Raw genomic sequence first — 26353 nt, 5'->3', positions numbered from 1 at the left:
TCTGGTTACTTCCGTTCACTCTCGACGCTATGGGCTGACGCGTGCGCTCGGACAGCCGGGAATTGGACTCTGTGTGCGGTGGGCGGGGGCCGGTCTTCCGCTAGCCCGGCAACCGGCTGCCCGTGCACGTCATCCGTGCACGTCATCCGTACGAGGCAGACCACTTGCCGCGTTCAAAATGGCACACGCCGTCGGGCGTGATGCGCACACGGCTGCCATAGATCGGTAGGCCGCCCTCGGCGTTGAGCCGGTTGCGGATGCGTTCCAGTCGCGTCCACAGCCGTTGCGGGCCGCCCTGGTGGACCGTGGGCGGCTCGATCCACGTCGCCGAGGCCCGCGCCCATGAACCGTCGGCGTGCACCAGCCACGCCGTCCGCTGCTCGCCGCGTTCCTCGTAGTAGGTCTCGACCCCGGGTGCGGTCAGTTCGAGCATGGCGCCTACGTCCCAAGCCTCTGTGACGTTGAGCACGGGATAGCGGCCCTCGGTCACTTCCTCGCCCTCACGGTCCCGTACGGCCGCGAACAGCTCGCCCGCGCCCGGAGGGTAGTCGGCCCCGGAACGGGTGCTCATGAACCCGGCCCGGTCCCACTCGACCACACCGCGGGCGCCGCCGTCCGCGCCCTTGTCAGCCGTGACGATCACGTTCATGCGGGCGAGCGTGGTGACCAATCGCCCGCCGGGGCGGAGTGCGGCAACGATGCTGGCGAGGTTCCGCAGGGCCACCAGGGACACGATGCGGTCGAAGTCGCTCGGGAGCGGTCCCGTCGCATCGCAGGTGCCCACCTGGGGGAACATGCCCAGTGAGGCGAGCCGCGCCGTCGCCGCTTCGGTGAGATAGGGGTCCACGTCCAGGGTCGTGACGTGTGTGTCCCCGAGCCGGTGCGCCGCGAGGGCGGTGCTCGCTCCCGTGCCCGTGCCGATCAGGCACAGGTCCGCGCCCTCGTACAACAGGCCGTGCCGCAGCATCCGCACGACAAGGCCGGGCAGGGTGCTGGATGAGGTGGGCAGTCCCGTCGGCCGGTCCCCGGGGTTCGCGGCGTCGGCGTGCAGCGGGCCGACCCGGGTCACCAAGGACGTGTCCGAGTAGGCCGCGCGCAGCCATGCCTCCTCGTCCGCCGGACCGTCCCGCAGCTCCCACATGCCGCCGCCCGCCCGTTCCCACCAGCGAGGTACGAAGGCGTGCCGGGGGGTGGCGGCTAGTGCTTCCCGCCACCGGGAAGTCGGCGGGGCTACTCCGGCCGCGAGGCGTTCGGCGTGTGGCTTCCAGTTCACGAGCGGCCTCACTCATCGAATTTCGGCTTGCAGGCTTCCTGTTCCGCCGGGGAGCAGTCTCCGCCGTCCGACGCGGGCTTGCAGTCAGGCTGACACGGGTCGCCGTCGGCGCGAGCCGGAATCAGGCTGAGCGCCCGCCCCCATTCCTCGCCGCGCAAGATGGCGGCCAAGCCACTTGCCCGAACGTTGCCCGTGGTCAGCCAGCGCGACATCACGCACGGCGCCACCCCGCCCGAAGGCAGGACGGCCGCCTGACCGCGCCCACAGTGTCCGCACAGCTCCGCAGCATCCCTATCGGCCCCGGGCAGCGAGGCCCGGCCGAGGCGCCGCGTCCGGTCCGCGCTGATCCTTGTCACGCCCAGTGCTTCCAGCTCCCGGCGCGCCTCCGCGACACGCTGCTCCGGCAGGACAGACACGATGCCGACACGCAGCGGGACGCCGCGCTGGACGGCCTCTGCGATGTGCGCCCGGGTACGTTCGTAGCTGCCCGGACGCGTGGTGATCGCGTCGTGTTCGTCGGCGCGGTCGCTGTAGTAGCTCGTTGCGAGCTTCACACCCTTGCGGGTCAACAGACGCCACCAACCGGGCTTGATGTGGAACAAGTTGCTGTAGACCTCGGCCTGAAGGCCACGGCTCAACGCGTGATCGACCAGCTCGGGCCATGCCGGGTGCACGGTCGGTTCCCCGCCTATGAGCTGCACCTCGCGAACGCCCAGTGCCGCCGCCTCACTGATCACCCGTCGCCAGTCATCGGCCGTCATCGCACCGTGGGTGCCATCCGGCCCCGAGTCAGCGAAGCACTGCGTGCACTGGAGCTGACAGGCCCCGGTAATCTCCAGCTCAACCACTTTCGGCACGGTTGCCGCAGGCGCCGCCGCATCCACGATCGTGGTCATGGGCACGCTCCCCCTTCGCATCGTTCCCGCACTCAAGCCTCGCGATCACCCGCGCACTCGCCGACGCACTTCAGAAGGGCATACCCACGTGACCGAACCGTTGCGCCGCCGCCTTGCTGATCAGCTCGCCGCCGACAACTTCCTGCACGACCCTCGACTCCGCCGAGCCGTCGAGACCGTGCCCCGCGAGATCTTCCTGGGCCCCGCCGTCTACCGGCCGAGCGAGTCCCCCGGCGGCACCATGTGGACCCCTGTGTTCCGCGACTCCGTCCCTGCCGAGGAGTGGCTGAACCTCACGTACGAGAACACCACCTGGGTCACACAGATCGACGGCGTGCTCGCCGAGGACGCGACCGGCCCCGTCTCCGGCGTCCCTACCTCGTCCTCGACCTTTCCAGGCCTGGTGGTGCGGATGATCGAGCAGGCGGGCACCGCTCCTGGCCGACGCTCCCTCATCATCGGCACCGGGACCGGCCTCTCCACCGCCTATGTCTGCGAGCTGATCGGCGCGGACCACACAACCGCCGTCGAGACCGACCCGGCCGTCGCCGAACGCGCCCGCAAGGCCCTCTCCGAAGCCGGATACGCCCCCACCCTCATCACCGGGGACGGCCTGCGCGGCCACCTGGACGGCGCCCCGTACGACACCGTTATCGCGTTCTGCTCCATGCGGCACGTTCCCTACAGCCTGCTCCGGCAGATCAACGCCGGAGGAACCTTGCTCGTCGCCCTCGCCGGATGGGGCTTCGGGAACGGCCTCGTACGACTCACTGTCGACGACGACGGCGACGCTTCCGGACGCTTCCTGCCCGACCGGACGTCGTTCATGATGGCTCGCACACACGAGCGCCCGCCGCGCGGCCTGGTCGAGTACCTGCCCGGCGAGGAGCGGCCGAGCCGCATCGATCCGGCCGTCCTCGAAGACTGGACGGGCCTGTTCGTCGCCCAGCTCGCCGCGCCCTCCGCCGAGCGGGCCGGCGTAGGAGCCGAGCAGGTCCTGCTCGATGTCGCCACCGGGTCGCAGGCGCGTACCCGTCCTGCCGACGACGGTGACGGCTGGACCGTCGTCCAGCGCGGCCCGCTCAGGCTGTGGGACGCGGTCGAGGACGCGGTCAGTGCCTGGCAGGAGGCGGGGTCGCCGCACGTGTCGGGGTTCGGGCTGACGATCACGGACGAGGAACAGCGGGTCTGGCTCGGGAGCCCTGAAGGGCCTAGCTGGCGGCTTCCGGTGTAACGCCTTGGGCCGCGGCGGTTACGAAGGCGGTGAAGGCGGCGGCGGTGACGGTGACGACGGGGCCGTGGGGGCGCTTGCTGTCGCGGAGGGCTATGTGGGGGTTGAGGGCGGCGACTTCGACGCAGTCGCCGCCGCCCGATCCGCTGTACGAAGACTTGTGCCACGCGGCGCCGTTGAGGGGAGCGCACTCGATGCATTCGCCACCCGTGTCGCCGCTGTACGAAGACTTGTGCCACGCGGCGCCGTTGAGGGGAGCGCACTCGATGCATTCGCCGCCTGTGCCGCCGCTGTAGCTGGACTTACGCCAGAGCGCGCCCGTCAGGTTCAGGTTGGTCCCCATATCGTTCCTCCCGTACGCGGGCGATCAGTGCCGCCGAGTCCTCTACGGAGAGGGCAGCGGCCTGCAGGTGATCGTAACGGTGGGAACAGTCCCTGACGGTCTCCGGATTGGCGGTCATATGAGCCGAGTCGTAGCTCTCCGTGTAGAAGATATCGGGGTCAGACTCGAACTCCAGCAGGGTGAATCCGCCTACTGTTGCTGGGTGTTCCGTCATGAACGGCAGTACCTGCACGCTCACGTGATGGTGCTTCTGGATGTCCAAAAGGTACTGGAGTTGTGCTCGCATGACAGCTAGGCCACCGAACGGCCTGTACAACGCGCCTTCATCGATCACTGCCCAGGTCAAGGGCGGCCGTACACGGCTCAGCACACGTTGACGCTCCATTCGCGCCTCTACCGCCTCATCCAGCTTGTCCGCCCAGCCAGCACGCAACAAGGCGCGTGCGTAGTCGGGGGTTTGCAACAAGCCGCACACCAGCTGCGGCTGAAACGTGGAGATGGCCGTCGCCCTGGCCTCCATCTCCGCATACGGCTGGAACCAGCTCGGCAGCTGACTCCGCAGCACAAGGCCCACCAACCGCGAAAACGTCCCGTCCGTACCCAGCGCCGCGTCGAGCCGCTCGGAGAAGTCCCTGGTCGGCACCTTTCGCGCCGTCTCCACCTGGCCCACCAGGGACGGCGCGCAGAAGACGCAGCCCGCGAGCTCCGCCTGTTTGAGGCCCGAGTCCTCTCTCACGCGGCGCAGCTCGGAGCCGTAGTAGTCCAGCGGGGACGCGCTGGGATCGAGGTCGCGGATGTTGACCATGGTTCGGGTCACCCCCAAAGGCCACGCCAAGAAGCGCGGCGCGCGATTCAGCCTGTCGCCGAGCGTAACCGCGCCACCTCGCCTCGGTGACCGGAATCGCGATTTCCGGGACGCGCGGCCACGCGAGTGAAATCCCGTCGCTTCGGCGATCACGGCCAGCCGCGCCAGGGGCGACGGCCGCGCCCCCGGTGTAAGACTCCACGCCGATTGTCCTATTTGCGGGATTTCGGAATGGCGGTCTGATCATGAGCTCACGGCTTTCGGGACGCTGGCGCTTGCGGCCGCCGCGCGCGTTCGCGGCCGGTGTGGTGGCCGCGTTGCTGCTGGTCCTGGGGACACCCGCGCTGGAGCGGGCGACCGCTCAGGGACCCCCGGGCCAGAAGCAGGCCGCCGCCCCGGCGGCGAAGCCGAAACCGAAGCCCAAGCCGAAGCCGAAGGGCAAGCGCAAGGCCGCCGCCACCGTCGACGTCACGACCAACATCGCCGGACCGACGACCGCCGCCGCCGGAGACCCCTTCACGTACACCGTGACCATGGGCAACAACACGCTGACCCCAGCGGACGGCGCACCGTTCAGCGTGACGCTGCCCAAGTCCGCCACCGGCGTGAAGGCCACCTGCAAAGCCAGCGCGGGCGCCACCTGCCCGGACCCGCTCACGGTGTCCGACTCGGAAGTGTCCGGAACGGCGACCACGCTGCCGCACCTGGGCGTGCTGACGCTGACCATCACCGGCCGGTACGGCGTACCGTCGCCGTCCAGCGCGACGGCGGAGTCCCACATCAGCCCGCCCGGCGACGCCACCGACTCCGACCCGGCCTCCAACGACAGCTCCGTCTCCGCCGCGATCGACAACACGGCGAAGCTGCGGCTGACGAAGGAGCAGAGCGCGACGTCGATCGCCCCGGGATCGCCGCTGACGTACACCCTCACTTACACGAACGAGGGCCCGGCCGCCGCCGACGGCGCGCTCATCAGGGACTATCTGGCGCTGAACACCCTGGTCTTCCGCGGCCTGGAGGTCAGTGTCGTCTCCTGTGCGGGCACGGGCGGGGTGGACTGCCCCGATTTCATCAACGACAGGACGACCCGCACCGAGGGCTACGCCTTCGACGGCACGCTCGGCGCCTTCCCCAGCGGCGCCGCCCTGACCATCAAGCTCAGCGTCGACCCGGTGGCCAACCCCGACGCGCCCTGCCGGGCCGCCGGCGGTGCCGAGCCGATCCTGACGAACCGGCTCTCCATCGACCCTCCCCGCGGCATCACCAATACCGGTACCGACGCCGTGAGCGTCACCGCCACCACCCCGGCCCCTCCGGAGTGCCCGAAGGCGAAGCTGGGGGTGACGAAGGAGCAGAGCGCGTCGTCGATCGCCCCGGGATCGCCGGAGACGTACACCATCACGTACTCGAACGAGGGCCCGGCCGCCGCCGACGGCGCGTCCATCAGGGACTTCCTGGGGCTCAACACCGATGTCTTCAGCAGTTTCGAGGTCGACGTCGTCTCCTGTGAGGGGACGGGCGGGGTGGACTGCCCCTCGTTCGTCACCGACAAGACGATCCCGGCGAACGAGCTCATCTACCGGGGTGAGCTCGGCGCGTTCCCCAGTGGTGCCGCCCTGACCATCAAGCTCAGCGTCGACCCGGTGGCCAACCCCACCCCGCGCTGTGCCTCCGGCTCGACCACGGCGACCCTCACCAACCAGGCCTTCATCGACGCTCCCGGCGGCCTCACCAATACCGGTACCGGCACGGCCGAGGTCTCCGCCACCACCCCGTCCCCGCCCAAGTGCCCCCAGGCGAAGCTGCGGGTGGCGAAGGAGCAGAGCTCACCGTCGATCGCCCCGGGAGCCCCGCAGACGTACACCATCACGTACACCAACGAAGGCCCTGACGCCGCCGACGGCGCGACCATCAGGGACTCCATGGGCGTCAACCACGGGCTCTTCAGCGGCTTCGAGGTCGAGGTCGTCTCCTGTGAGGGCACGGGCGGCGTGGACTGCCCCTCGTTCGTCACCGACAAGACGATCGGCGTGAACGACTTCATCTACCGGGGTGAGCTCGGCGCCTTCCCCAGCGGGGCCGCCCTGACCGTCAAGCTCAGCGTCGACCCGGTCGCCTCGGCCAACGACACCACCTGTCCCGCCGATCCGAAGACCGCGAACTCGGCGGGCATGGACGCCCCCAGCGGAGTCGTCAACACGGGCAACTTCGGCGAGAACGTCATCGCCACGACCCCCTGCGCGGACGTCTCCGTGAACAAGTCCGTCACGCCCGCCGCCGTGCAGGCCGGTGACGAGGTCAGCTGGAAGATCAGGGTCTCCAACTCCTCGCTCATCGCCGCCGGTTCCGTCGCCTTCAACGACCCGCTGCCCGGCGCGGACGCGTTCGTGTACGACTCGGCGACGTGTGCCGCCGCCACGGACGCCTCCACCTGCGGCGCCGTCGAGTACGACGAGGACACCCGCACCGTCCGCTCCACGATCGACAAGATCGGCCCGCAGGACTACGTGACCCTCACCATCAAGGGCACCGCCGGGCCGATCCCCGGCACCTACAAGAACACCGGGACGGCGAAGCCCGGTTCGGGGGACGACGCGCTCGTCGACCCGATTCCGAGTTCCAACAGCAGCACCGTCTCGCTCCAGGTATTCAACACCGCCTCGGACATCACGGTCACGAAGAAGCTGACCGGCGCCGGGAGCGGCCTGCCTGGGCCGCTCACCTTCACCGGCTCCGTCCGCTGCGGCACCCAGGGCGAGAAGAAGTGGAGCGCGGCCGTCCAGGCCGGTGCCACCAGCGCCGCCGCCGATGCCGTGCGCTTCTACGACGGCCAGGCCTGCACCATCACCGAGGACACACCGCCGGAACCGCCGAAGGGGTACGGCTACGACGGGGACGCGGAGATCGAGCCGAACCGCATCGCCAAGCTCGGCCCTGCGGAGAACGCGGCGGTGACCGTCACTAACCGGTTGACCCGGACTGGGCCGGACCCGGACCCCACCCCGACACCCGACCCGGACCCCACGCCGACGCCGACGCCGACGCCGGACCCTGACCCGACGCCGACGCCGGACCCCACGCCCACACCCACGCCGGACCCGGACCCGACGCCTACGCCCGACCCGGACCCGACACCCACGCCCGATCCGGACCCCACCCCGACGCCGGACCCGGACCCCACGCCGACCCCGACACCGGACCCGGACCCGACACCCACGCCGGACCCGGACCCCACGCCGACACCGACGCCCACACCGGACCCGGACCCGACACCCACGCCTGATCCGGACCCGACGCCCACGCCCACGCCCGACCCGGACCCGACCCCGACACCGGACCCGGACCCCACCCCGACCCCGACGTGGACCCCGGTCCCGACGCCGACCAGGACCGAACCCGACGGCAGCCTCGCGGACACCGGCCCCGACCCGCTCAAGCCGATCGCCTTCACCGTGGCGACGCTGCTCGTCGGCACCGGCCTCGTCCTCCTCGGCAAGCGACGGATCAACCGACGCCGAGGCTGACCCGACCGTCGCCGAACGCGTCCAGCTCGGCCCCCCGGAGGGGCCGAGCTGGAGGCTTACCGTGCGAGTCGGTTACCGGTCGAGGGTTCCGTGTACGGCCGCCTCGACGAGGGCGGTGAACGCGGGGGCGCCGACGGTGACGACGGCGCCGTGGGGGCGCTTGCTGTCGCGGAGGGCAATGTGGGGGTTGAGGGCGGCGACTTCCACGCATTCGCCGCCGCTGGTCCCGCTGTACGAGGACATGGTCCACGCGGCGCCGTTGAGGGGGGCGCACTCCACACAGTCGCCACCGGTGTCGCCGGTGTACGAGGACTTGTGCCACGCCGCACCATTGAGGGGGGCGCACTCCACGCAGTCACCCCCGGTGCTGCCGGTGTACGAAGACTTTCGCCACCGCGCGTTCGTCAGGTCCAGGGCCATCCCCATAGCGTTCCTCCATCACGCGGGTGATCAGTTCCGCTGAGTCCTCCACCGAGAGGGCAGCGGCCTGCAAGTTAGCGTAACGGAGCGATGCTTCGCGGATCGTTGCGGAATCGGCCGTCATATGCCCGGAGATCAGGTCTTCCGTGTAGACGATGTCCGGGTCGTGATCGAAGCGCAGCAGGTTGAACGAACCGTCAAGACTGGCATGTTGACCTGCCGAGAACGGCAGCACCTGGATACCCACCCAGCGCTGCTGCTGGCAAGCCAGCAGGTGCCGCAATTGCCTACGCATGATCTCGCGGCTTCCGATCGGCCGGTAAAGAGCCGCCTCATCGAGCGTCACCAACATCAGCGGCGGACACGCACGCCCCAGAGTCCGTTGCCGTTCCACTCGAGCGGCGACCTGGTCGTCGAGGTTGCCTGGCGTCCCAGTAGCCAGCACAGCGCGGGCGTACTCCTCGGTTTGCAGCAGCCCGTACACCAACTGCACCTGGTACGTGGAGATGTAAGCGGCCTTCGCCTCCATCTCCGCGTACGGCTGGAACCAGCTCGGCAACTGGCTCCGCAGCACCAACCCCACCAGCCGCGAGAACATCCCGTCCGTCCCCAGCGCGGCGTCAAGCCTCTCCGAGAAGTCCCGCGTCGGGACCTTCCGGGCCGTCTCCACCTGCCCCACCAGGCTCGGCGCACAGAAGATGCAGCTCGCGAGCTCCGCCTGTTTCAGGCCCGACGCCTCTCTTGCTCTGCGCAGCTCGGAACCGTAGTAGTCCAGCGGGGACGCGCTGGGATCGAGGTCGCGGATGTTGACCATGGTTCGGGTCACCCCCAAAGGCCACGCCAAGAAGCGCGGCGCGCGATTCAGCTTGTCGCCGAGCGTAACCGCCCCACCTAACTTGGGTGACCGGAATCGCGATTTCCGGGACGCGCGGCCGTCGGAGTGAAATCGCGTCGCCCTGGCGATCACGGTCGGCCGCGCTGAGGGAAACGGCCACGCTCGGACTGTAAGACTCCACGCCGATTGTCCTATTTGCGGGATTTCGGAATGGCGGTCTGATCATGAGCTCACGGCTTTCGGGACGCTGGCGCGTACGGCCGCTGCGCACAGTCGCGGCCGGTGCGGTGGCCGCGCTGCTGCTGGTCCTGGGGACACCCGCACTGGAGCGGGCGACCGCTCAGGGACCCCCGGGCCAGACATCGGCCCCGGCCGCCGCACCGGCGAAGCCGAAGCCCAAGCCGAAGCCGAAGCCCAAGGGCGAACCGAAGGGCAAGCGCAAGGCCGCCGCCACCGTCGACGTCACGACCAACATCGCCGGGCCGACGACCGCCGCGGCCGGGGACTCCTTCACGTACACCGTGACCATGGGCAACAACACGCTGATCGCGGCGGACGGCGCGCCGTTCAGCGTAGACATGCCCAAGTCCGCCACCGGCGTGAAGGCCACCTGCAAAGCCAGCGCGGGCGCCGCCTGTCCGGACTCGCTCACGGTGTCCGACACGGAGGTCTCCGGGACCGCGACCACGCTGCCGCACCTGGGTGTGCTGACGCTGACCATCACCGGACGGTACGGCGTGCCGTCGCCGTCCAGCGTGACGGCGGAATCCCACATCGCCCCGCCCGGCGACGCGACCGACTCCGACCCGGCCTCGAACGACAGCTCCGTCTCCACCTCGATCGACAACAACGCGGAACTCGAGGTCACGAAGACGCAGAGCGCGGACACCATCACCCCGGGGTCGCCGGTGACGTACACCGTCACCTACGCCAACAAAGGCCCAGCGGCAGCCGACGGCGCGCTCATCGAGGACTACATGTCGCTCAACACCCTCTACAACACCATCAAAATCGACATCACCTCATGCACCGGCACCGGCGGCATCACCTGCCCCTCGTTCATCGAGGACAAGACGATCGAGCTCCCCTCCAACATCTACAGCGGAACCCTCGACAGCTTCCCCAGCGGCGCCGAGCTGACCGTAGTGATGACCGTGGACGTCGAGGCGGATGCCGATCCTCCCTGCCAGCCCAGTCCTGGCCCGGCGGAGGTGAGAAACACGGCCTACATCTACCCTCCCGACGGCATCACCAACACCGGCAACAGCTCCGCGAAGGTCATCGCCACCGGCGCTACCCCGCCCAAGTGCCCGGAAGCGAAACTAGAGGTGACGAAGAAGCAGAGCGCGGACACGATCGCTCCGGGGTCGCCGGTGACGTACACCGTCACCTACGCCAACAAGGGCCCGGCAGCCGCTGACGGCGCGACCATCGAGGACTACATGTCGCGCAACACCCTCTACAACACCATCAAAATCGACATCACCTCATGCACCGGCACCGGCGGCATCACCTGCCCCTCGTTCATCGAGGACAAGACGATCGAGCTCCCCTCCAACATCTACAGCGGGACCCTCGACAGCTTCCCCAGCGGCGCCGAGCTGACCGTGGTGATGATCGCGGACCCCGTGGAGGATGCCGATCCCCCCTGCCAGGCGCAGCCTGACCCCGCAGAGGTGTTCAACTCGGCCTACCTCCGGACTCCCACCGGCGTCACCAATACCGGAAACAGCACCGCGAGGGTCATCGCCACCGGCGCCACCCCGCCCGCGTGCCCGGAAGCGAAGCTGGAGGTGACGAAGAAGCAGAGCGCGAAGACGATCGCTCCGGGGTCACCGGTGACGTACACCGTCACCTACGCCAACAAGGGCCCGGCGGCCGCCGACGGCGCGACCATCCAGGACTACATGGGGCGCAACACCGTTTACGGCAGCTTCGAAGTCGACATCACCTCGTGCACCGGCACCGGCGGCATCGAATGTCCCTCGTTCATCGAGGACAACACGTTCACGCCACCCGGCACCATCTACAGCGGGACCCTCGACAAGTTCCCCAGCGGCGCCGAACTGACCATCGTCATGAGCGTCGATCCCGTGGTGGACCCCGATGTGCCTTGCGAGGTCACCCCGGAGCGCGCCGGGGTGCAAAACACCGCCTACATCTACCCTCCCGACGGCACCACCAACACCGGTAACCGCTTCGCGTCGGTCAGCGCCACCGGCGTTCTCTGCGCGGACGTCGCCGTGAACAAATCCGTCACACCCGCCGCCGTCCAGGCCGGCGAGGACGTCACCTGGGCCATCAAGGTCTCCAACTCCTCGCCCGGCACCGTCGAGTCCGTCGTCTTCAGCGACCCGCTCCCCAGCGCGGACGCCTTCGTCTACGACTCCGCGACGTGTGCCGCCGCCACGGACGCCTCCGCCTGCGGCAGCGTCGAGTACGACGAAGACACCCGCACCGTCCGCTCGACGATCGACAAGATCGGCCCGCAGGACTACGTGACCCTCACGATCAAGGGCACCGCCGGGCCGATCCCCGGCACCTTCAAGAACACCGCGAGCGCGAAGTCCAGTTCGGGCGCTGACCTGTTCATCGACCCGATCCCGAGTTCCAACAGCAGCACCGTCTCCCTCCAGGTGTTCAACACCGCCTCGGACATCACCGTCACGAAGAAGCTGACCGGCGCCGGAGACGGCCTGCCCGCGCCGCTCACCTTCAGCGGCTCCGTCCGCTGCGGCACCCAGGGCGAGAAGAAGTGGAGCGCGGCCGTCCCGGCCGGTGCCACCAGCGCCGCCGCCGATGCCGTGCGCTTCTACGACGGCCAGGCCTGCACCATCACCGAGAGCGCGCCACCGGACCTGCCGAAGGGGTACGGCTACGACGGGGACGCGGAGATCGAGCCGAGCCGCATCGCCAAGCTCGGCCCTGCGGAGAGCGTGGCGGTCACCGTCACCAACCGGCTGACGCGGACTGGGCCGGACCCGGACCCCACCCCGACGCCGACGCCGACGCCGACGCCCGACCCTGACCCCACGCCGACGCCGACGCCGACCCCGACTCCTACCCCGGACCCGGACCCCACCCCGACCCCGGACCCGGACCCGGACCCCACACCCACACCCACACCCACACCTGACCCGGACCCGACGCCCACGCCCACGCCGGACCCGGACCCCACCCCCACGCCCACCCCCACACCCGACCCGGACCCGACCCCGACCCCGACCCCGGACCCCACGCCGACGCCCACACCGGACCCGGACCCCACCCCGACGTGGACCCCGGTCCCGACGCCGACCAGGACCGACCACAACGGCAGCCTCGCGGACACCGGCCCCGACCCACTCAAGCCGATCGCCTTCACCGTGGCGACGCTGCTCGTCGGCACCGCCCTCGTGCTGCTCGGCAGGCGACGGATCAACCGACGCCGAGGCTGACCCGGGCGCGTTCCGCCCGGCACTGCCAGACTGGCGCCATGCGAGAGCCTGAGCGCCAGTCCGGACCGCCCAAGGAACGCGCCCTGCCGGACGGCACCCGCGTGACCCACGCGGGTGCCCGCGCCATCGTGGCGGGCGGATACGAGGGCAGGGTGCGTATCCGGCTGGAGGCGGAGGACTACCTGCTCCGCCGGAACCTGCTGGTGGACCGCGCGGACCTGGAGACCGTGGACCCGTCCGAACTCGGCCCGTCGGACCTGGAGGTGGTGGTGCTGCCTCGCTGCCCCTCCTGCGGCGGCAACGGCATGATCGAGTGGACGGACGACGACGGCTGGCAGCACGAGGCCCCGTGCGAGACGTGCGCGGGCGAGGGCGAGGGCAGCGCCTGATCGGGCACCCGGCGCCGGGGAAGTCCACGCCCTGGGGGGTGAGGTTCAACCGGTGGCCGGGCGTCACCGCCGCCCACCACCTTGGTGACATGAATCACGCAACTGACCTGTTGCTTCCAGGGGTTGGCAACAGCTATCGGCTGAGCTTCACGCTGAGCAAGCACTCGGTGCGGCCGCTGCGCCGCATCCTCCAGATGTACCTCGTCGGCTGGGGACTCGCCCATCTGACCGACGCCGCCGAGCTCGCGCTGACCGAGCTCGCCACGAACGTCGTACGCCACGTGCCGGACCGGAGGTGCGCGATCCTGATCGCGCGCGGGCCGCGCGGCCTCCGGGTCGAGGTGACCGACACCAGCTCCACGCCACCCACCCGCGTGGAACCGGCCGAACTGGCCGAAGGCGGACGGGGGCTGCTGCTCGTCGACGCCGTCACGGACCGCTGGGACGTTACGGTGCTGGCCGACCACAGCGGCAAGACGATCTGGTTCGAGTGCGACGACGACGCGTCCGGAAAGGGAGAGGGAGCCGACGGTGACCCCTGAAGAGCTGATCGCCCGGCACGGCCTCGTACCGCTCGACTTCGAGGGTGGCATGTTCCGGCAGACGTGGCAGGGCCCGCCCGGCCCGGACGGCCACCCGGCCGGGACCGCGATCGTCATGCTCCTTACGTCCCGGCCCGGCGACTTCTCCGCGATGCACCGGCTGCCCACGGACGAGGTGTGGCACTTCTACCGGGGCGACGCCCTTGAGCTGCTGCTCCTGCGGCCCGACGGGTCGGACGAACTGCGCGTGCTCGGGCCCGACGACGAGTTCCAGCTCGTCGTGGCAGCCGGTACGTGGATGGGTGCACGGGTGCGGGACGGCGGGGCCTGGGCGCTGTTCGGGACGACGATGGCACCGGGATTCACCGACGCCGACTACGAGGGCGGCGACCCGGAACAACTGGCGGCCCGGCATCCCGGCCGGGCCGAGACGATCAGGAGGCTGTGCCGTGCGTGACCCTCAACTGCCGTCCCTGGAGGGCAAGGTGGCCCTCGTCACGGGGGCCAGCGGACTGCTCGGCGGCGGCATCGCGCGCCGGTTCGCGCAGGCGGGCGCGGCCGTCGTCCTGCACGCGCACCGGGGCGCCGACCGGGCCAGGAACGTGGCCGAGAAGATCACCGGCGAGGGCGGCGAGGCCACCGTCGTCTCCGCCGACCTGCGCGAGGAGTACGCCTGCCGTCGCCTCGTCGAGGCCGCGCACGCCTGGCGGGGGCGGCTCGACACGCTCGTGAACAACGCCGGGGTGCAGCCGGTGCGGGAGCTCGCCGGGATGACGGCCGAGGAGTGGCGCGCCCTGCAAGAGGCCAACGTGACCAGCGCGTTCAGCTGCACTCAGGCGGCCGTGGAGTTGATGGAGTCCGGGTCCTCCGTCATCCAGATCGCGTCCATCGAAGGGCATCAGCCCGCCCCCGGGCACGCCCACTACGCGGCGTCCAAGGCGGCGTTGCTGATGTTCGCGCGGGCCGCCGCCGTGGAGTACGGGGCGCGGGGCGTGCGCGTGAACAGCGTGTCGCCCGGGCTCATCGGGCGGCCCGGGCTTGCGGAGGACTGGCCGGAGGGCGTGGAGCGGTGGTCGCGGGCCGCGCCGCTCGTGCGGTTGGGGGCGCCGGAGGACGTGGGGGCCGCCTGTGTGTTCCTCGCCTCGGACGCGGCGGGGTGGGTGACCGGGGCGGACCTGGTCGTGGACGGCGGGGTGAGCGCGCGGCCCACGTGGTGAGTCCCTCGCGGGGCGCCCCAGGCCCGCCCCTTCCCGATCCGGGTGCTGGCCGCCCCCGTTCCCCCGCTCACAGCCTTTCGGCGCTCCGCGCCTCGTCCTCAAACGCCGGACGGGCTGAAAACTCACCCGCGAGCCGCTAGGTCGGGGGGTGCGGGGCCGCTGCAGGTGTAAAGGGCGGGCGGGTGGGAGATAAAGCCCGTCCGGCGATTGAGGACACCGCGCGGGGCGCAAGGGGCCGTTGCAGGCCAATGTGAGGCCCGGCCCGAACTCCCCCCTGACAGCGCGCAGTCGCACGGTTACGTTGAGGTCCCCCCACCCCGATGTCGAACGCGCGTAGGGAAGGGAAGACCGTTGACCGACTCCACCCCCAGGACCCCGCAGCCCGCCACCTCCCTCACCAGGGACCTGAACGCGGCGATCGCCGTTCCGCCGCCGGACCAGGACGCCGAGGCCGCGCTCGCCTCGAAGGGGCTCATCGCCGCGCTGCCCGCGGACTTCACCGTGCCGAAGGCCAACGCCGGTGACGGCCCGCTCGACGTGCCCGCCTGGAGCCTCGCCCCGTACGCGTTCCTGACCGGCGACGCGCCGGACACCGTCAACCCCAGCCTGTGGCGCAACGCGCTCCTGAACATGAACACCGGCCTGTACGAGGTCGTCGAGAACGCCGTCTACCAGGTGCGGGGCATGGACCTGTCCAACATCTCGTTCCTGGAGGACCCCACGGGGGCCTCCCAGGAGATCGTGGTGGTGGACCCCCTCGTCAGCGAGGAGTGCGCGGAGGCGGCGCTGAAGCTCTACCGCGAGCACCGCGGCCAGGGCCGGACCATCCGCGCGGTCCTCTTCACGCACTCCCACATCGACCACTACGGCGGCGTCCTCGGCCTCTTCCCGGACCGCGCCGTGCCCCAGGGCGTGGACATCATCGCCCCGGACGGCTTCCTTGAGCACTCGGTGAGCGAGAACGTCTACGCCGGGAACTCGATGCAGCGCCGGGCCCTGTTCATGTACGGGTCCCTCCTTGAACGTTCCGCCCAGGGGCAGGTCGACGCCGGGCTCGGCAAGACCAACTCCAACGGCCTGTCCGGCCTTGTGCCCCCGACCTTCACGGTCACCTCCGAGGTCGCCCGCCGCTTCCACACCGTCCCCTTCGGCCCGGTGAACCTGGAGTTCCAGCTCACCCCGGGCACGGAGGCCCCCGCCGAGCTGAACTTCTACCTCCCCGACGTCCGCACCCTGTGCATGGCCGAGAACGCCACCCCGACCCTGCACAACCTGTACAGCCTGCGCGGGGCCCAAGTGCGCGACGCCAAGGCGTGGTCGGAGTACCTCAACCAGTCCATCGAGTGGTTCGGCGACCGCTCGGACACGATGTTCGCCAGCCACTTCTGGCCCCGCTGGAACACGACCGAGGCCCCCGACGCGATCGTCTCCTTCCTCTCCAGCCAGGGCGACCTGTACCGCTACCTCCACGACCAGTCGCTGCGCCTGGCCAACCACGGCCGGACCATGGTCGAGATCGCCGAGGAACTCGACACCCAGGTACCGGAGGCCCTGGCCGGACAGTGGTTCAACCGCGGCTACTACGGCACCGTCAACCACGACGCCAAGGCCGTCTACCAGCGCTACCTCGGCTGGTACGACGGCAACGCCGCCCATCTGCACACCCTGCCCCCCGAGCAGGCCGGGCCCCGGTACGTCGAGGCCATGGGCGGCGCCGCGAACGTGGTGTCGCTGGCCCGGCAGGCGTACGACAACGCCAAGAGCGCCGAGGACTACCGGTGGGCGGCGGAGCTCCTGAGCCACGCCGTGTTCGCCGACCCCACCGACCGCGACGCCCGCCTCCTGGAGGCCGACGTCCTCGAACAGCTCGGCTACCAGGCCGAGTCCGGGCCCTGGCGGAACTTCTACCTCGCCGCCGCCCACGAGCTGCGCACCCGGCCCGCCCACGGCACGGGCGACGTGATCCCCTCGCCGCAGATCATCACCGAGCCCGTCCTGGCCGCCATGCCGCTGCACATGCTCTTCGACTACCTCGGCATCCGCCTCAACGGGCCCAACGCGGCCGCGAGTCCGCTGACCATCGGCCTCACCGTCACCGACGGGCTGCCCCGCGACCCCGCCGCCTGGACCGTCCAGATCCGCAACGGCGTCCTCGTCCACACCCCGCGCCGGGCCGACGCGGAGACCGCCGACGCCACGTACACGATCACCCGCGCCGGTCTCAACAGCCTCACCATCAGCACCAAGACCCCCGATGATCTCGTGACCGACGGTGCCCTCACCATCAATAGCGGCACCATCGACCCCCTCAACACCCTCAACTCCCTCCTCGACACCTTCGACTACTGGTTCGGGCTCACCACGCCTTAACCAGCGGCAAGGCGCGGCCCCCGCCTTCTCGGCGGGGGCCGCGCCTCAGGGCGTCAGCGCGTCGCGCGTCAGTGGTCCACCGGGTCCGGCTGGTGCTCCGGGGACTCGGCGGGCGCGGCCGCCGCCGGGCGGGGGCGCATCAGGTAGAGGGAGAGGGCCGCGGCGATGAGGACGCCGGTCGCGCCGACCACGAAGCTCGCGGACATCGCGTCGCTGAACGCGTCCCGCGCCGCGTCGAGCAGCCCCGCGTCCCCGGTGCGCCCGGCCTCGGAGAAGGCCTCGACGATGGACTCCTTGGCCTTGCCGGAGGCGTCGTCGGGCATGCCGTCGCCGTACGTGCTGGCGAGGATGGAGCCGAGGACGGCGACACCGAGCGCGGCGCCCGCCTGCTGGACGGTGTCGTTGAGTGCGGAGCCGACGCCCGCGTGCTCCTCGGGGACCGCGCCCATCAGGGCGGCCTGCGCGGCGGGCATCGCGAGGCCGCCGCCCATGCCCATCAGGACCATCGCGAGGGTGATGAGGCCGAAGCCGTCACCGCGCTCCAGGGTGGTGAGGGTGAAGAAGCCGCCGGCGATGATGGCGAGGCCGGTGGCGACCATGGCGCGGTTGCCGAGCTTCTGGCCGAGGGTCGCGCCGAGGGTGTTGAACAGGAGCGAGGCGACGGCCAGCGGGGCGAAGGCCCAGCCGGTCTCGGTCGGGGTGTAGTCGAGGACGAACTGCAGGTACTGGGTGAGGACCAGCATCAGGCCGCCGTTGGCGAACGTCAGCAGGACGATGGAGAAGCTGGCGCCGGTGAAGACGCGGTTGCGGAAGAGGGACAGCGGCACCATCGGGTGGGCGACGCGGGTCTCCCAGAGGCCGAAGCCGACCAGGGCGCAGACGGTCCAGATCGCGGCGACGTACACCTTCGGGTCGCTGAAGCCGACCTTCGGCCACTCCGTGATCGTCCACACCAGGGCGACCATGCCGACGACCGACAGGATCATGCCGAGCGGGTCGGCCTTGCGCCAGGGGCCCTTGGACTCGGGCATAAGCGCCAGGGCGGCGACGATCGCGAGGGCCGCGATGGGGATGTTGATCAGGAAGACCGAGCCCCACCAGAAGTGATCGAGCAGGGCACCGCCGAGCACCGGGCCGCCGACTAGGCCGACCATCGCCACCGCGCTCCAGGCCGCGATCGCCTTGGGCCGCTCGTCCTCGTCGAAGACGGTGATCAGGATCGACAGGGTGCTCGGCATGATCAGCGCGCCGCCGACGCCCATCAGGACGCGTCCGGCGATGAGTTGCTCAGGGCTGTCGGCGACGGTCGCTAGCAGTGAGGCCGCGCCGAAGAGGAACAGGCCGATCAGCATCACCTTGCGGCGGCCGAAGCGGTCGGAGAGCGATCCCGAGGTCAGCAGCAGGCCCGCGAAGACCAGCATGTACGAGTCGAGGATCCACTGGAGGTCCGAGGAACTGGCGTTCAGGTCCTGCGCGATGGGCGGCACCGCCACGGTCAGGACCATGTTGTCCACGACCAGGACCAGCGTGCTCAGGCACAGCACGACCAGGATCAGCCAGCGCCGCGGATCGCGCGCCGGGGTGGCGGCGACGCCGCCCGCTCCCTCGTCCTTCGTTCCCAGCCCGTCCAGCCCGTCCATCGCTGACCTCCGTCGTACGTACGTCGTTCGCTGACTCCGAACACTGTACGTACACCGCACACTGTTCGCAAGACCCGAACGCTGTGCGCATGGTGCGCTAGGGTGAGGGGACACAGCCGGAGCAGACAGAAGGGTGCCCCCATGCCCCGTACCGAGAAGCCGACCGCGATCTCCGTCTGGACCCGGCAGCGGCGGCCCCGCCGCGAGCAGCCCGCGCTCAGCCGCGACCAGATCGTCACCGAGGCCCTCGCGCTGCTCGACGCCGAGGGCATCGAGGCCCTGAGCATGCGCAAGCTGGGCACCCGCCTCAACGCGGGCGCGACCTCGCTCTACACGCACGTCTCCAACAAGGACGAGATCATCGAACTCGCCGTGGACCAGGTGTACGGCGAGATCGAGGTGCCCCGGGCCGCGGACCGGGACGCCTGGCGGGCCGCCGCCGTGGAGTACGGCGGGAACGTGCGCGCCGCGCTGCTGCGCCACCCCTGGATCGCCAACGTCCTCGGCGAGCTCGGCATGGCCCACCTGGGCCCGAACATGATGCGCCTCTCCGAGGACGTCCTCGCGCTCTTCGACACCGGCGGCTTCGACATGCCGTCCGCCGAGGTCGGCCTCAAGACCATCTGGTCGTACGTCATCGGCGTCGCCTCCACGGAGGCCGCCTACCTGACGGCGCTCGCCCGCAGCGGGCACACCGAGGAAGAGTGGGTGGAGCAGGTGTCGGAGGCGGCGCGGGAGGTGGTCCAGCCGTATCCGCGGCTGCGGAAGCTGTACGCGATGGAGCCCAAGGACACCGCCGGGGAGACGCGGGACGACTACTTCGAGGTGGGGCTCGCGTGCATCCTCGACGGCCTTGAGGCGCGGCGCGGGGCCTGACGCCGCCCGCGCCCGGGCCGGGGTCACCCGGACGGCCCTCTCCGGTGGCCACCCTCCGGCGGCCGCCGGACGCTCGGGCCATGACCTCAGCGGAACGTGACGCCGATCGCGGCAGCCCTTGGGCCTCCGGCGGGAGCCCCTGGGCCTCCGGCGGGAGCCTCTTCGCCGGTGTCCTGATGCTCGTGAACGGATGCCTCAGCGTGCTCTCGGGCATCGCGGGGATCGCCAAGGACGACGTGTACGCGCGCGTCGGCGACTACGTGTACAAGTTCAACCTCACCACCTGGGGGTGGATCCACCTGGTGCTCGGCGTGCTCGTCGCCGTCACCGGGTGGGGCATCCTCAACCGTGCGGAGTGGGCTCGCGCTACCGGGATCGCCCTGGCCTCGGTGAGCATGGTCGCCCAGTTCCTGTGGCTCCCCTACACGCCCCTGTGGGCGCTGATCTCCCTGGCCATCGGCACGTTCATCATCTGGGCCCTCTGCACGGACCGTTCCGGCAACGGTTCCCCGGCGTCCTGACGGCGCTCCGGCTGCTGGCCACGCTGTGGGCGGCGGGGCTGACGGTCGGCGTGGATACGGAGGACTGGATGCGGGCGGCCCCGGGGTGCCGGTGCCGTTTACGCGGCGGAGGTGAGTTCGGCTCGGCCGAACAACAGCGCGTGGCCGGTGGGGAGCTGGTCGAGGATGCGGGTGACGAGATCAGGGCCGGCGTGGGCGGCGACGGCCGCGAAGACGGAGCCGGTGTCCCAGCGGGTGGTGGCCAGGGAGGCGCCGGAGCGGGCGGCGAGGTCCTTGACGAAGGCCCAGCCGGTCAGCGGCTGGGTGGCGGGGATCTGCGCGGTCAGGACACGTGCGGCTTCCAGGGGCCGACAGGCGGCAAGGTCGACGCGTTCGTCGCCGGTCAGCTGGCGTCCCAGCCCCGCGAGAATCAGGCGGACGGCTTCCTCGGCTCTCTCGCGGGTGGGGTAGGCGCCTTCGGCGCGGACCTTCTCCAGCATCTGCTCATACGCCGTCGAGTACGGCCGCTGGTGCTCAGCCGGTACGCGTACGTCGGTGATCACTGCGGTGCATGCCTTTCGTAGCGCGGTGCGGGTGTGTGGCACCGAGGTAGGGGTCAGGTGGGCTGGGGGCGGCCGAAGAGGAGGTCGTAGCCGGCGGGGAGCTGGAGCAGGATCTGCCCCAGCAGGTCATCGCCGGCCGCGTCGGCGACCGTGGACAGCACGGCGCTGACGTCCCAGGTCGCGGTCTGCTCGGTGGCGCCCTCGATCCAGGCCGCGGCCGCCCGCACGAACCGCTCCGGGGGCAGCGGTTCGGCGCTCTGCAGCGGGTTGAGCAGGATCAGGGCGAATTCCTCCGGGAGACGTGCCGCGAGCCGGGCGCGAACCTCGCCGACCAGATGCGCGCCGAGCAGGGCGAGCACCACACGGGCCGCGCGCTCGGCTTCCCGCACAGTGCCGTACTCGCCGCGCTCCTTCACGTGGCCGAGGAACGCTTCGCGTCGCAGAGTCATCTCGCCGCCACCCCTTTATGTTCTTCGGCCTGCCCACGGGGTGCGGAGGACGGGATGAGGGGGAGATCAGGTGCCGTCCTCCGCACCTGTCCGGCCGGTGTCAGCCGGAGATCTCCTTATGGCCGGTCCCGACGCCGATGGAGATCTTGCGGGGCTTGGCACGCTCGGCGATCGGGATGCGCAGGGTCAGCACGCCCGCGTCGTAGTCGGCCTTGATGTGCTCGGTGTCGAGGGTGTCGGCGAGCACGATCTGGCGGGAGAAGACGCCCAGCGGCCGCTCGGACAGCTCCACCTTCACGCCGTCAGCCTTCGCCACCGGCCGCCGCTCCGCCTTGACCGTCAGCATGTTCCGCTCGACGTCGATATCGATCGCGTCTGCGGTCACGCCCGGGATGTCGAAGGCCACCACGTACTCGTCGCCCTCGCGGTAGGCGTCCATCGGCATCGCCGACGGCTTCGACCAGGTGCCCGGGCCCATCAGCTGCTGCGCCATCCGGTCCAGCTCACGGAAGGGGTCAGTGCGCATCAACATCGTGAAAACACCTCCAGCGGGTTCAGGCAGTTGCTGCCAATGCGCTTCACTGACACCGTTGTAACATGTCATCCAATGGATGACAAACACGATGTCGTCGACATGATGACAACCCGAGGGAGGTGCCCGTGACCGCACCCGACCAGCCGGTCTCCGCCGACGCCCACAGCCCGGCGTCGTTCCTCGCCGCCGCGGCGGCCCTGGAAGCCATAGACGACGCCCTGCGCCACGCCCAGCACGAGACCCCCGGCCCCCTCGGCGCCGGGCCGGCCCCGGAGCAGGCCCTCGCCTCGCTGATGCTGCTGCGGCAGGTACGTGAGCGGCTCGCCGGATGGGAGACCGGCCTGATCGAAACGGCCCGGGACGCGGGCGCCAGCTGGGCCGACCTCGCCTCTCCCCTGGGTGTCGCCAGCCGCCAGGCCGCCGAACGCCGCTATCTGCGCGGCCGCCCCGGCCCGGCCGGGACCACCGGCGAACAGCGCGTGACGGCCACCCGGCAGGCCCGGGCCGCCGACCGCAACACCGCCACCTGGGCCCGCCGCAACGCGGCCGACCTGCGCCGCCTCGCCGGCCAGATCACCGCCCTCACCGACCTTCCCCCCGCCGCCCGCCGCCCGCTCAACGAGCTCCACGCGGCCCTCGCTCACAACGACCCCGCCGACCTCATCGCCCCCCTGACCGCCACCCGCCCCCACCTGGCCGCCGCCCACCCCGACCTCGCCGCCCGGCTCGACACCCTCACTCCCCCCTGACCCCGCCCGGTCCCCCGCGACAGCCCAGTCCGCCTCCGCCCCCGGGCGAACCTCCGATCACTCATGCAGGCGTGTTCGCAGCAGAACTACGGGCATCGAACCTGGAGAAAATCTGTCGCGGCCGCAGTAGACATTGGCTCGTCACGGGGTTATTCTTTCCGTGTACTCAGGAAGTCGAGACGGGCACGGCAGAGATGAACTGCCGCGCATGCAGGTCAAGCAGAACGCCCCACGAGGGCTGCGAGCAGTACCCGCGTTATCCGCAGTACGACCGTGTAGCCAAAGCAAAGGAGCAGACGCCATCAGGATCGCCCGGGCGAGGAAGAACTCCGCCCGGGTACCGCAGGCCCCGGATTGGAAGGTGGTCCCCGGTCACGCATCCGCGATCCCCGCAGCCCCGCCCTCCCAGGCGGAACCGCGGACAAAGAAGGCCGGCGCAGTTCGCCGGTAGATGGTGTTGAAAGCTCGGGGCCCGGGTGCCGTACGGCACCCGGGCCCCCCGACGTGTCTTCTGAAAGAAGAGGTTTATGCCCCCTGCCAGTTCCCGCCCCGTCGACAATCTCGACGATGACGACTACCCCGCCTACACCATGGGCCGGGCCGCCGAGATGCTCGGCACCACCCCCGCCTTCCTCCGCGCCCTCGGCGAACACCGCCTGATCACACCTCTGCGCTCCGAAGGCGGCCACCGCCGCTACTCCCGCTACCAGCTGCGCATCGCCGCCCGCGCCCGCGAACTCGTCGACCAGGGCACCCCCATCGAAGCCGCCTGCCGCATCGTCATCCTCGAAGACCAACTCGAAGAAGCCCAGCGCATCAACGAGCACCTGCGCACCCAAGGACGCGAGCCGCAGTCGAAGAACCCGGCCTGAATCAGCGCCGATCCTGGGTACACCGGCCAGCGGACGACGATGCGGCGGTCACCGGCCGCGCCGCCGTAAGCAGCACTTCCCCGGGCAGCACGGCCTGCCGACGACAAGCCCCGGCCCCACACCGCGGCGTCGGCCCATAGCCCGATCCACAGCGACCAAGGGCCAACGTCCCCCAGCAAGGAGGTGCACGGAGGGCCTCTGAGGACGAGGCGCGGAGCGGTGACAGGGCCTCGGCCACCGGAGGTCAGAACGTGGCGGGGCCCGCGTTGGCCGCCAGCGCGTCGCGCACCGCGCAGGTGAACGCCGCGACCGCCGCGCTCACCCCGGCCGTGCGCCACACCAGGGCCACCTCCGCCGACGGCAGATCCCGTACAGGGACGAAGACGACGTCCGGCCGCGCGTAGTACCTCTCCACGGAGGCGATCACCGGCGACACCCCCTGCCCCGTGGCGACCAGCGTCATCAGCTCCTGGAACGTGGCGACCGTCGCCCCCCGCCTGATCTCACGGCCGCTCGGCGTCCGCGGCGGCACCTGGTAGTCCCACCAGTACGCCGGCGCGCTGTCCACCACGCCGAAGCAGGTCTCGCCCGCCAGGTCCTCCCAGGACACGGACGCGCGCCCGGCGAGCCGGTGCCCCACCGGCACGGCCAGGACGCGGGGTTCGTCGATGACGACGGGGCCCACGGTCAGGTCGGGCTCGACCACCGGCAGGCAGGTGAACAGCACGTCGACCTCGCCGGACCGCAGCATCCCGAGCGGATCCTGGAACTGGGTCTCCCGCATGCGGACCTCGCACCCGGGGCAGCGCTCCCGGAACAGCTTCAGGATCGGCTGCGTCAGGGCCCCGGCCCCCGAGCCGAGGAAACCCACGCCCAACTCGCCGTCGACGCCCCGCGCCACGTCCTTGGCGCGGGCCACCGCCGCCTCCATGCGCGCGTGCAGCGGCGCGAGGTCCTCGTACAGCTGACGCCCGAGCGAGGACATCCGCACCACGCGGCTGGTGCGTTCGAAGAGCGGCGCGCCGATCTTGCGCTCCAGCTTCTTCACGGTCTGGCTGACCCGCGCCTGGGAGATCAGCAGCCGGTCCGCCGTGCGGCCGAAGTGCAGTTCCTCGGCGAGCGTCAGAAACGTCTCCAGCTCCTGCCGTTCCATTCGGTCCGACCCCTCCCCCTGCCAAGCCCCTGACCTGCATCGATAAGCGTGAGCGTGGTGATCGTTTCATGGATCGCCGTTGATCGGCCGACGGCCGCGGGGCCATCGTGGTCACACCGGCCGGACCGACCGGGCAGCAACCCCGATCCCCTCAACCCCCAAGGATCCGCCATGTCTTCGCTCACTCGTCAGACCGTCGTCGCCGCGGCCGCGCTCGCCCTCGTCGCGGGGCTCGCCGCGACCGGGGCCACCGCGTCGCCGGACCCGCGCCCGGCGGGCGCGAGCGCCGGGGACTGGTCCGCCGCGTGGGCGGCGGCCCCGCAGCGGCCCAGCGTCGGTTTCAAGGCCAACTGGTCCGAGGCCGGGTTCGACGACCAGACGCTGCGGCAGGTCGTACGCGTCACCGAGGGCGGAGACCGGGCCCGCATCCGGCTCTCCAACGCCTACGGCGCCTCCCCGCTGCACATCGCCGCCGCCAGCATCGCGAGAACCGAGGGCACCAAGGGCGCCGCCGTCGAGAAGGGCTCCGTACGGAAGTTGACCTTCGGCGGAAAGAAGTCCGTCACCATCCCGGCCGGGGGCCAGCTCTCCAGCGACGCCGCCGGACTCGGCCTGAAGCGCTTCGAATCCGTCACCGTCACGCTGCGCCTGGCCCGCACCACCGGGCCCGCCACCTTCCACGCCCAGTCCTTCGCGACCAGCTACCGCGCCCAGGGCGACCACGTCGCCGACACCGGCGCGGGCGCCTTCGGCGAGTCCACCGAGTCCTGGTACTACCTCTCCGGCGTCGACGTCAGCGGCGGCGGGCCCGCCCGGCGCGACGGTATCCGCGACGGGATCGTCCTGTTCGGCGACTCCATCACCGACGGCTTCGCCTCCTCCACCGACCTCAACCGCCGCTGGTCCGACGCGCTCGCCGAACGCCTCGCCAAGGCGGGCACGCCGCGCCCCGTCCTCAACTCCGGCATCGGCGGCAACATGGTCCTCAACGACTCCGCCTGGTTCGGCGACAAGAGCGCCACGCGCTTCGCCCGCGACGTCACCGCCCTGCCCGGCGCCAAGACCGTCGTCGTCCTCGAAGGCGTCAACGACATCGGCTTCAGCGAGACCGACAAGCCCACGTACAAGCCCGCCCCCGTCGTGTCCGCCAAGCAACTCATCAACGGCCACCGGAAGCTGATCCGCGCCGCCCACGCCAAGGGGCTGCGGGTCGTCGGCGCCACGCTGGTGCCGTTCGGCGGCTCCGACCACTACGGGGCGCGTGCCGCCGCCGTCAGCGACGCGTTCAACACGTGGGTGCGGACGTCCGGGGAGTACGACGCGTTCGTCGACTTCGACAAGGCCCTGGCCGATCCCGCTGACGCGGAGCGTCTGCGGCCCTCGTACGACAGTGGGGACCACCTGCACCCCAACGATGCGGGTTATCGGGCCATGGCCCAAGCCATAGACCCGACCGCGCTCTGACCCGCCGCCCCAGCCCCCCCTCAAAGAATTTCGGCGCTCCGCGCCTCGTCCTCAATCGCCGGACGGGCTCTTCCCCACCCACCCGCCCTTCTCCGCGCTGGCGCGCTCGTCCTCAAACGCCGGACGGGCTGGAACACCCGCACCCGGCGATCAAGCCCAGGCCGGGAAGTTCTAGCCCGTCCGGCGTTTGAGGACGAGGCGCGGAGCGCCGATTGATTCAGCCTGTCCGGCGCTTGAGGACACGCGCGGCAGCGCGGGGGAGGGCGGGTG

24 protein-coding genes are annotated in these 26353 nt (G+C 70.6%); 13 read left to right on the top strand and 11 right to left on the bottom strand.

What is annotated here, in order from left to right:
- Window positions 1–142: 142 nt before the first annotated feature.
- Together AC07A4_RS38430 and AC07A4_RS38425 are read right to left on the bottom strand one after the other, a co-directional pair.
- On the bottom strand, window positions 143–1273 hold the full coding sequence (locus AC07A4_RS38430) for a methyltransferase domain-containing protein (protein WP_478608414.1): 1131 nt from the start codon (window positions 1271–1273) through the stop codon (window positions 143–145).
- Window positions 1274–1281: 8 nt separating this feature from the next.
- Window positions 1282–2169 (bottom strand): radical SAM/SPASM domain-containing protein, encoded by an 888-nt coding sequence (locus AC07A4_RS38425; protein ID WP_478608412.1) that lies wholly within the window; start codon window positions 2167–2169, stop codon window positions 1282–1284.
- Between the two features lie 88 nt (window positions 2170–2257).
- Here AC07A4_RS38425 and tgmC point away from each other — a divergent pair, with 88 nt between their 5' ends.
- Window positions 2258–3403 (top strand): ATP-grasp peptide maturase system methyltransferase, encoded by a 1146-nt coding sequence (gene tgmC, locus AC07A4_RS38420; RefSeq protein WP_478608410.1) that lies wholly within the window; start codon window positions 2258–2260, stop codon window positions 3401–3403.
- Here the strand turns inward: tgmC and AC07A4_RS38415 are convergent.
- Together AC07A4_RS38415 and AC07A4_RS38410 are read right to left on the bottom strand one after the other, a co-directional pair.
- Window positions 3381–3743: a DUF397 domain-containing protein gene (locus tag AC07A4_RS38415; RefSeq protein WP_478608407.1), complete on the bottom strand. Its 363-nt coding sequence runs from the start codon at window positions 3741–3743 to the stop codon at window positions 3381–3383. The two genes, tgmC and AC07A4_RS38415, sit on opposite strands and share 23 nt — an antisense overlap.
- Window positions 3703–4548 (bottom strand): helix-turn-helix domain-containing protein, encoded by an 846-nt coding sequence (locus tag AC07A4_RS38410; RefSeq protein ID WP_478608405.1) that lies wholly within the window; start codon window positions 4546–4548, stop codon window positions 3703–3705. Before AC07A4_RS38410 ends, AC07A4_RS38415 begins: the two co-directional genes overlap by 41 nt.
- A gap of 245 nt (window positions 4549–4793) precedes the next feature.
- On the opposite strand from AC07A4_RS38410, the gene AC07A4_RS38405 reads away from it, so the two are divergent.
- Complete coding sequence (locus AC07A4_RS38405; protein WP_478608402.1) at window positions 4794–8072, top strand: hypothetical protein; 3279 nt, start codon at window positions 4794–4796, stop codon at window positions 8070–8072.
- A gap of 72 nt (window positions 8073–8144) precedes the next feature.
- On the opposite strand, the gene AC07A4_RS38400 is transcribed toward AC07A4_RS38405, so the two are convergent.
- Window positions 8145–8492 carry a DUF397 domain-containing protein gene (locus tag AC07A4_RS38400; protein WP_478608400.1) on the bottom strand — a complete coding sequence of 116 codons (348 nt, stop codon included), beginning with the start codon at window positions 8490–8492 and terminating at the stop codon, window positions 8145–8147.
- Complete coding sequence (locus tag AC07A4_RS38395) at window positions 8428–9306, bottom strand: helix-turn-helix domain-containing protein (RefSeq protein ID WP_478608398.1); 879 nt, start codon at window positions 9304–9306, stop codon at window positions 8428–8430. The genes AC07A4_RS38400 and AC07A4_RS38395 overlap by 65 nt, the downstream gene beginning before the upstream one ends.
- Before the next feature lie 245 nt (window positions 9307–9551).
- On the opposite strand from AC07A4_RS38395, the gene AC07A4_RS38390 reads away from it, so the two are divergent.
- From AC07A4_RS38390 to AC07A4_RS38365, 6 genes are all read left to right on the top strand, one after another.
- Complete coding sequence (locus tag AC07A4_RS38390; RefSeq protein WP_478608396.1) at window positions 9552–12764, top strand: hypothetical protein; 3213 nt, start codon at window positions 9552–9554, stop codon at window positions 12762–12764.
- Window positions 12765–12802: 38 nt separating this feature from the next.
- On the top strand, window positions 12803–13153 hold the full coding sequence (locus AC07A4_RS38385; RefSeq protein WP_478608394.1) for a hypothetical protein: 351 nt from the start codon (window positions 12803–12805) through the stop codon (window positions 13151–13153).
- Between the two features lie 89 nt (window positions 13154–13242).
- A complete protein-coding gene (locus AC07A4_RS38380) occupies window positions 13243–13695 on the top strand; it encodes an ATP-binding protein (protein WP_478608392.1) in 453 nt (150 codons plus the stop codon).
- Window positions 13685–14152: a cupin domain-containing protein gene (locus tag AC07A4_RS38375; RefSeq protein ID WP_478608389.1), complete on the top strand. Its 468-nt coding sequence runs from the start codon at window positions 13685–13687 to the stop codon at window positions 14150–14152. Before AC07A4_RS38380 ends, AC07A4_RS38375 begins: the two co-directional genes overlap by 11 nt.
- Window positions 14145–14912 carry an SDR family NAD(P)-dependent oxidoreductase gene (locus tag AC07A4_RS38370; RefSeq protein ID WP_478608386.1) on the top strand — a complete coding sequence of 256 codons (768 nt, stop codon included), beginning with the start codon at window positions 14145–14147 and terminating at the stop codon, window positions 14910–14912. Before AC07A4_RS38375 ends, AC07A4_RS38370 begins: the two co-directional genes overlap by 8 nt.
- Before the next feature lie 351 nt (window positions 14913–15263).
- The gene (locus AC07A4_RS38365) at window positions 15264–17282 is read left to right on the top strand and encodes an alkyl/aryl-sulfatase (RefSeq protein WP_478608383.1); all 2019 of its coding nucleotides are present in this window, start codon (window positions 15264–15266) and stop codon (window positions 17280–17282) included.
- Between the two features lie 68 nt (window positions 17283–17350).
- Here the strand turns inward: AC07A4_RS38365 and AC07A4_RS38360 are convergent, their stop codons facing one another.
- The gene (locus AC07A4_RS38360; protein WP_478608380.1) at window positions 17351–18922 is read right to left on the bottom strand and encodes an MFS transporter; all 1572 of its coding nucleotides are present in this window, start codon (window positions 18920–18922) and stop codon (window positions 17351–17353) included.
- A 141-nt stretch (window positions 18923–19063) separates the two neighbouring features.
- Between AC07A4_RS38360 and AC07A4_RS38355 the strand changes: the two genes are divergently transcribed.
- Complete coding sequence (locus AC07A4_RS38355; RefSeq protein ID WP_478608377.1) at window positions 19064–19798, top strand: TetR/AcrR family transcriptional regulator; 735 nt, start codon at window positions 19064–19066, stop codon at window positions 19796–19798.
- A gap of 80 nt (window positions 19799–19878) precedes the next feature.
- A complete protein-coding gene (locus AC07A4_RS38350; protein ID WP_478608375.1) occupies window positions 19879–20319 on the top strand; it encodes a DUF7144 family membrane protein in 441 nt (146 codons plus the stop codon).
- A gap of 98 nt (window positions 20320–20417) precedes the next feature.
- Here AC07A4_RS38350 and AC07A4_RS38345 read toward each other — a convergent pair whose 3' ends face one another.
- From AC07A4_RS38345 to AC07A4_RS38335, 3 genes are all read right to left on the bottom strand, one after another.
- On the bottom strand, window positions 20418–20861 hold the full coding sequence (locus tag AC07A4_RS38345) for a DUF2267 domain-containing protein (protein ID WP_478608372.1): 444 nt from the start codon (window positions 20859–20861) through the stop codon (window positions 20418–20420).
- 53 nt (window positions 20862–20914) lie between these two features.
- Window positions 20915–21310: a DUF2267 domain-containing protein gene (locus tag AC07A4_RS38340; protein WP_478608369.1), complete on the bottom strand. Its 396-nt coding sequence runs from the start codon at window positions 21308–21310 to the stop codon at window positions 20915–20917.
- Between the two features lie 100 nt (window positions 21311–21410).
- Window positions 21411–21842: an Hsp20/alpha crystallin family protein gene (locus AC07A4_RS38335; protein WP_478608366.1), complete on the bottom strand. Its 432-nt coding sequence runs from the start codon at window positions 21840–21842 to the stop codon at window positions 21411–21413.
- A 128-nt stretch (window positions 21843–21970) separates the two neighbouring features.
- On the opposite strand from AC07A4_RS38335, the gene AC07A4_RS38330 reads away from it, so the two are divergent.
- The gene (locus AC07A4_RS38330; RefSeq protein WP_478608364.1) at window positions 21971–22594 is read left to right on the top strand and encodes a type III effector protein; all 624 of its coding nucleotides are present in this window, start codon (window positions 21971–21973) and stop codon (window positions 22592–22594) included.
- A 527-nt stretch (window positions 22595–23121) separates the two neighbouring features.
- Window positions 23122–23466: a helix-turn-helix domain-containing protein gene (locus AC07A4_RS38325; RefSeq protein ID WP_478608362.1), complete on the top strand. Its 345-nt coding sequence runs from the start codon at window positions 23122–23124 to the stop codon at window positions 23464–23466.
- A 244-nt stretch (window positions 23467–23710) separates the two neighbouring features.
- Here AC07A4_RS38325 and AC07A4_RS38320 read toward each other — a convergent pair whose 3' ends face one another.
- A complete protein-coding gene (locus tag AC07A4_RS38320; protein WP_478608359.1) occupies window positions 23711–24619 on the bottom strand; it encodes a LysR family transcriptional regulator in 909 nt (302 codons plus the stop codon).
- A 171-nt stretch (window positions 24620–24790) separates the two neighbouring features.
- Here AC07A4_RS38320 and AC07A4_RS38315 point away from each other — a divergent pair, with 171 nt between their 5' ends.
- Window positions 24791–26083, top strand: a complete 1293-nt coding sequence (locus tag AC07A4_RS38315; protein ID WP_478608357.1) for an SGNH/GDSL hydrolase family protein — start codon at window positions 24791–24793, stop codon at window positions 26081–26083.
- The last annotated feature ends 270 nt before the right edge of the window (window positions 26084–26353 follow it).

The sequence above is a fragment of the Streptomyces sp. NPDC043996 genome, assembly GCF_056435225.1.
This window is presented reverse-complemented; position numbering and strand designations above follow the sequence as displayed.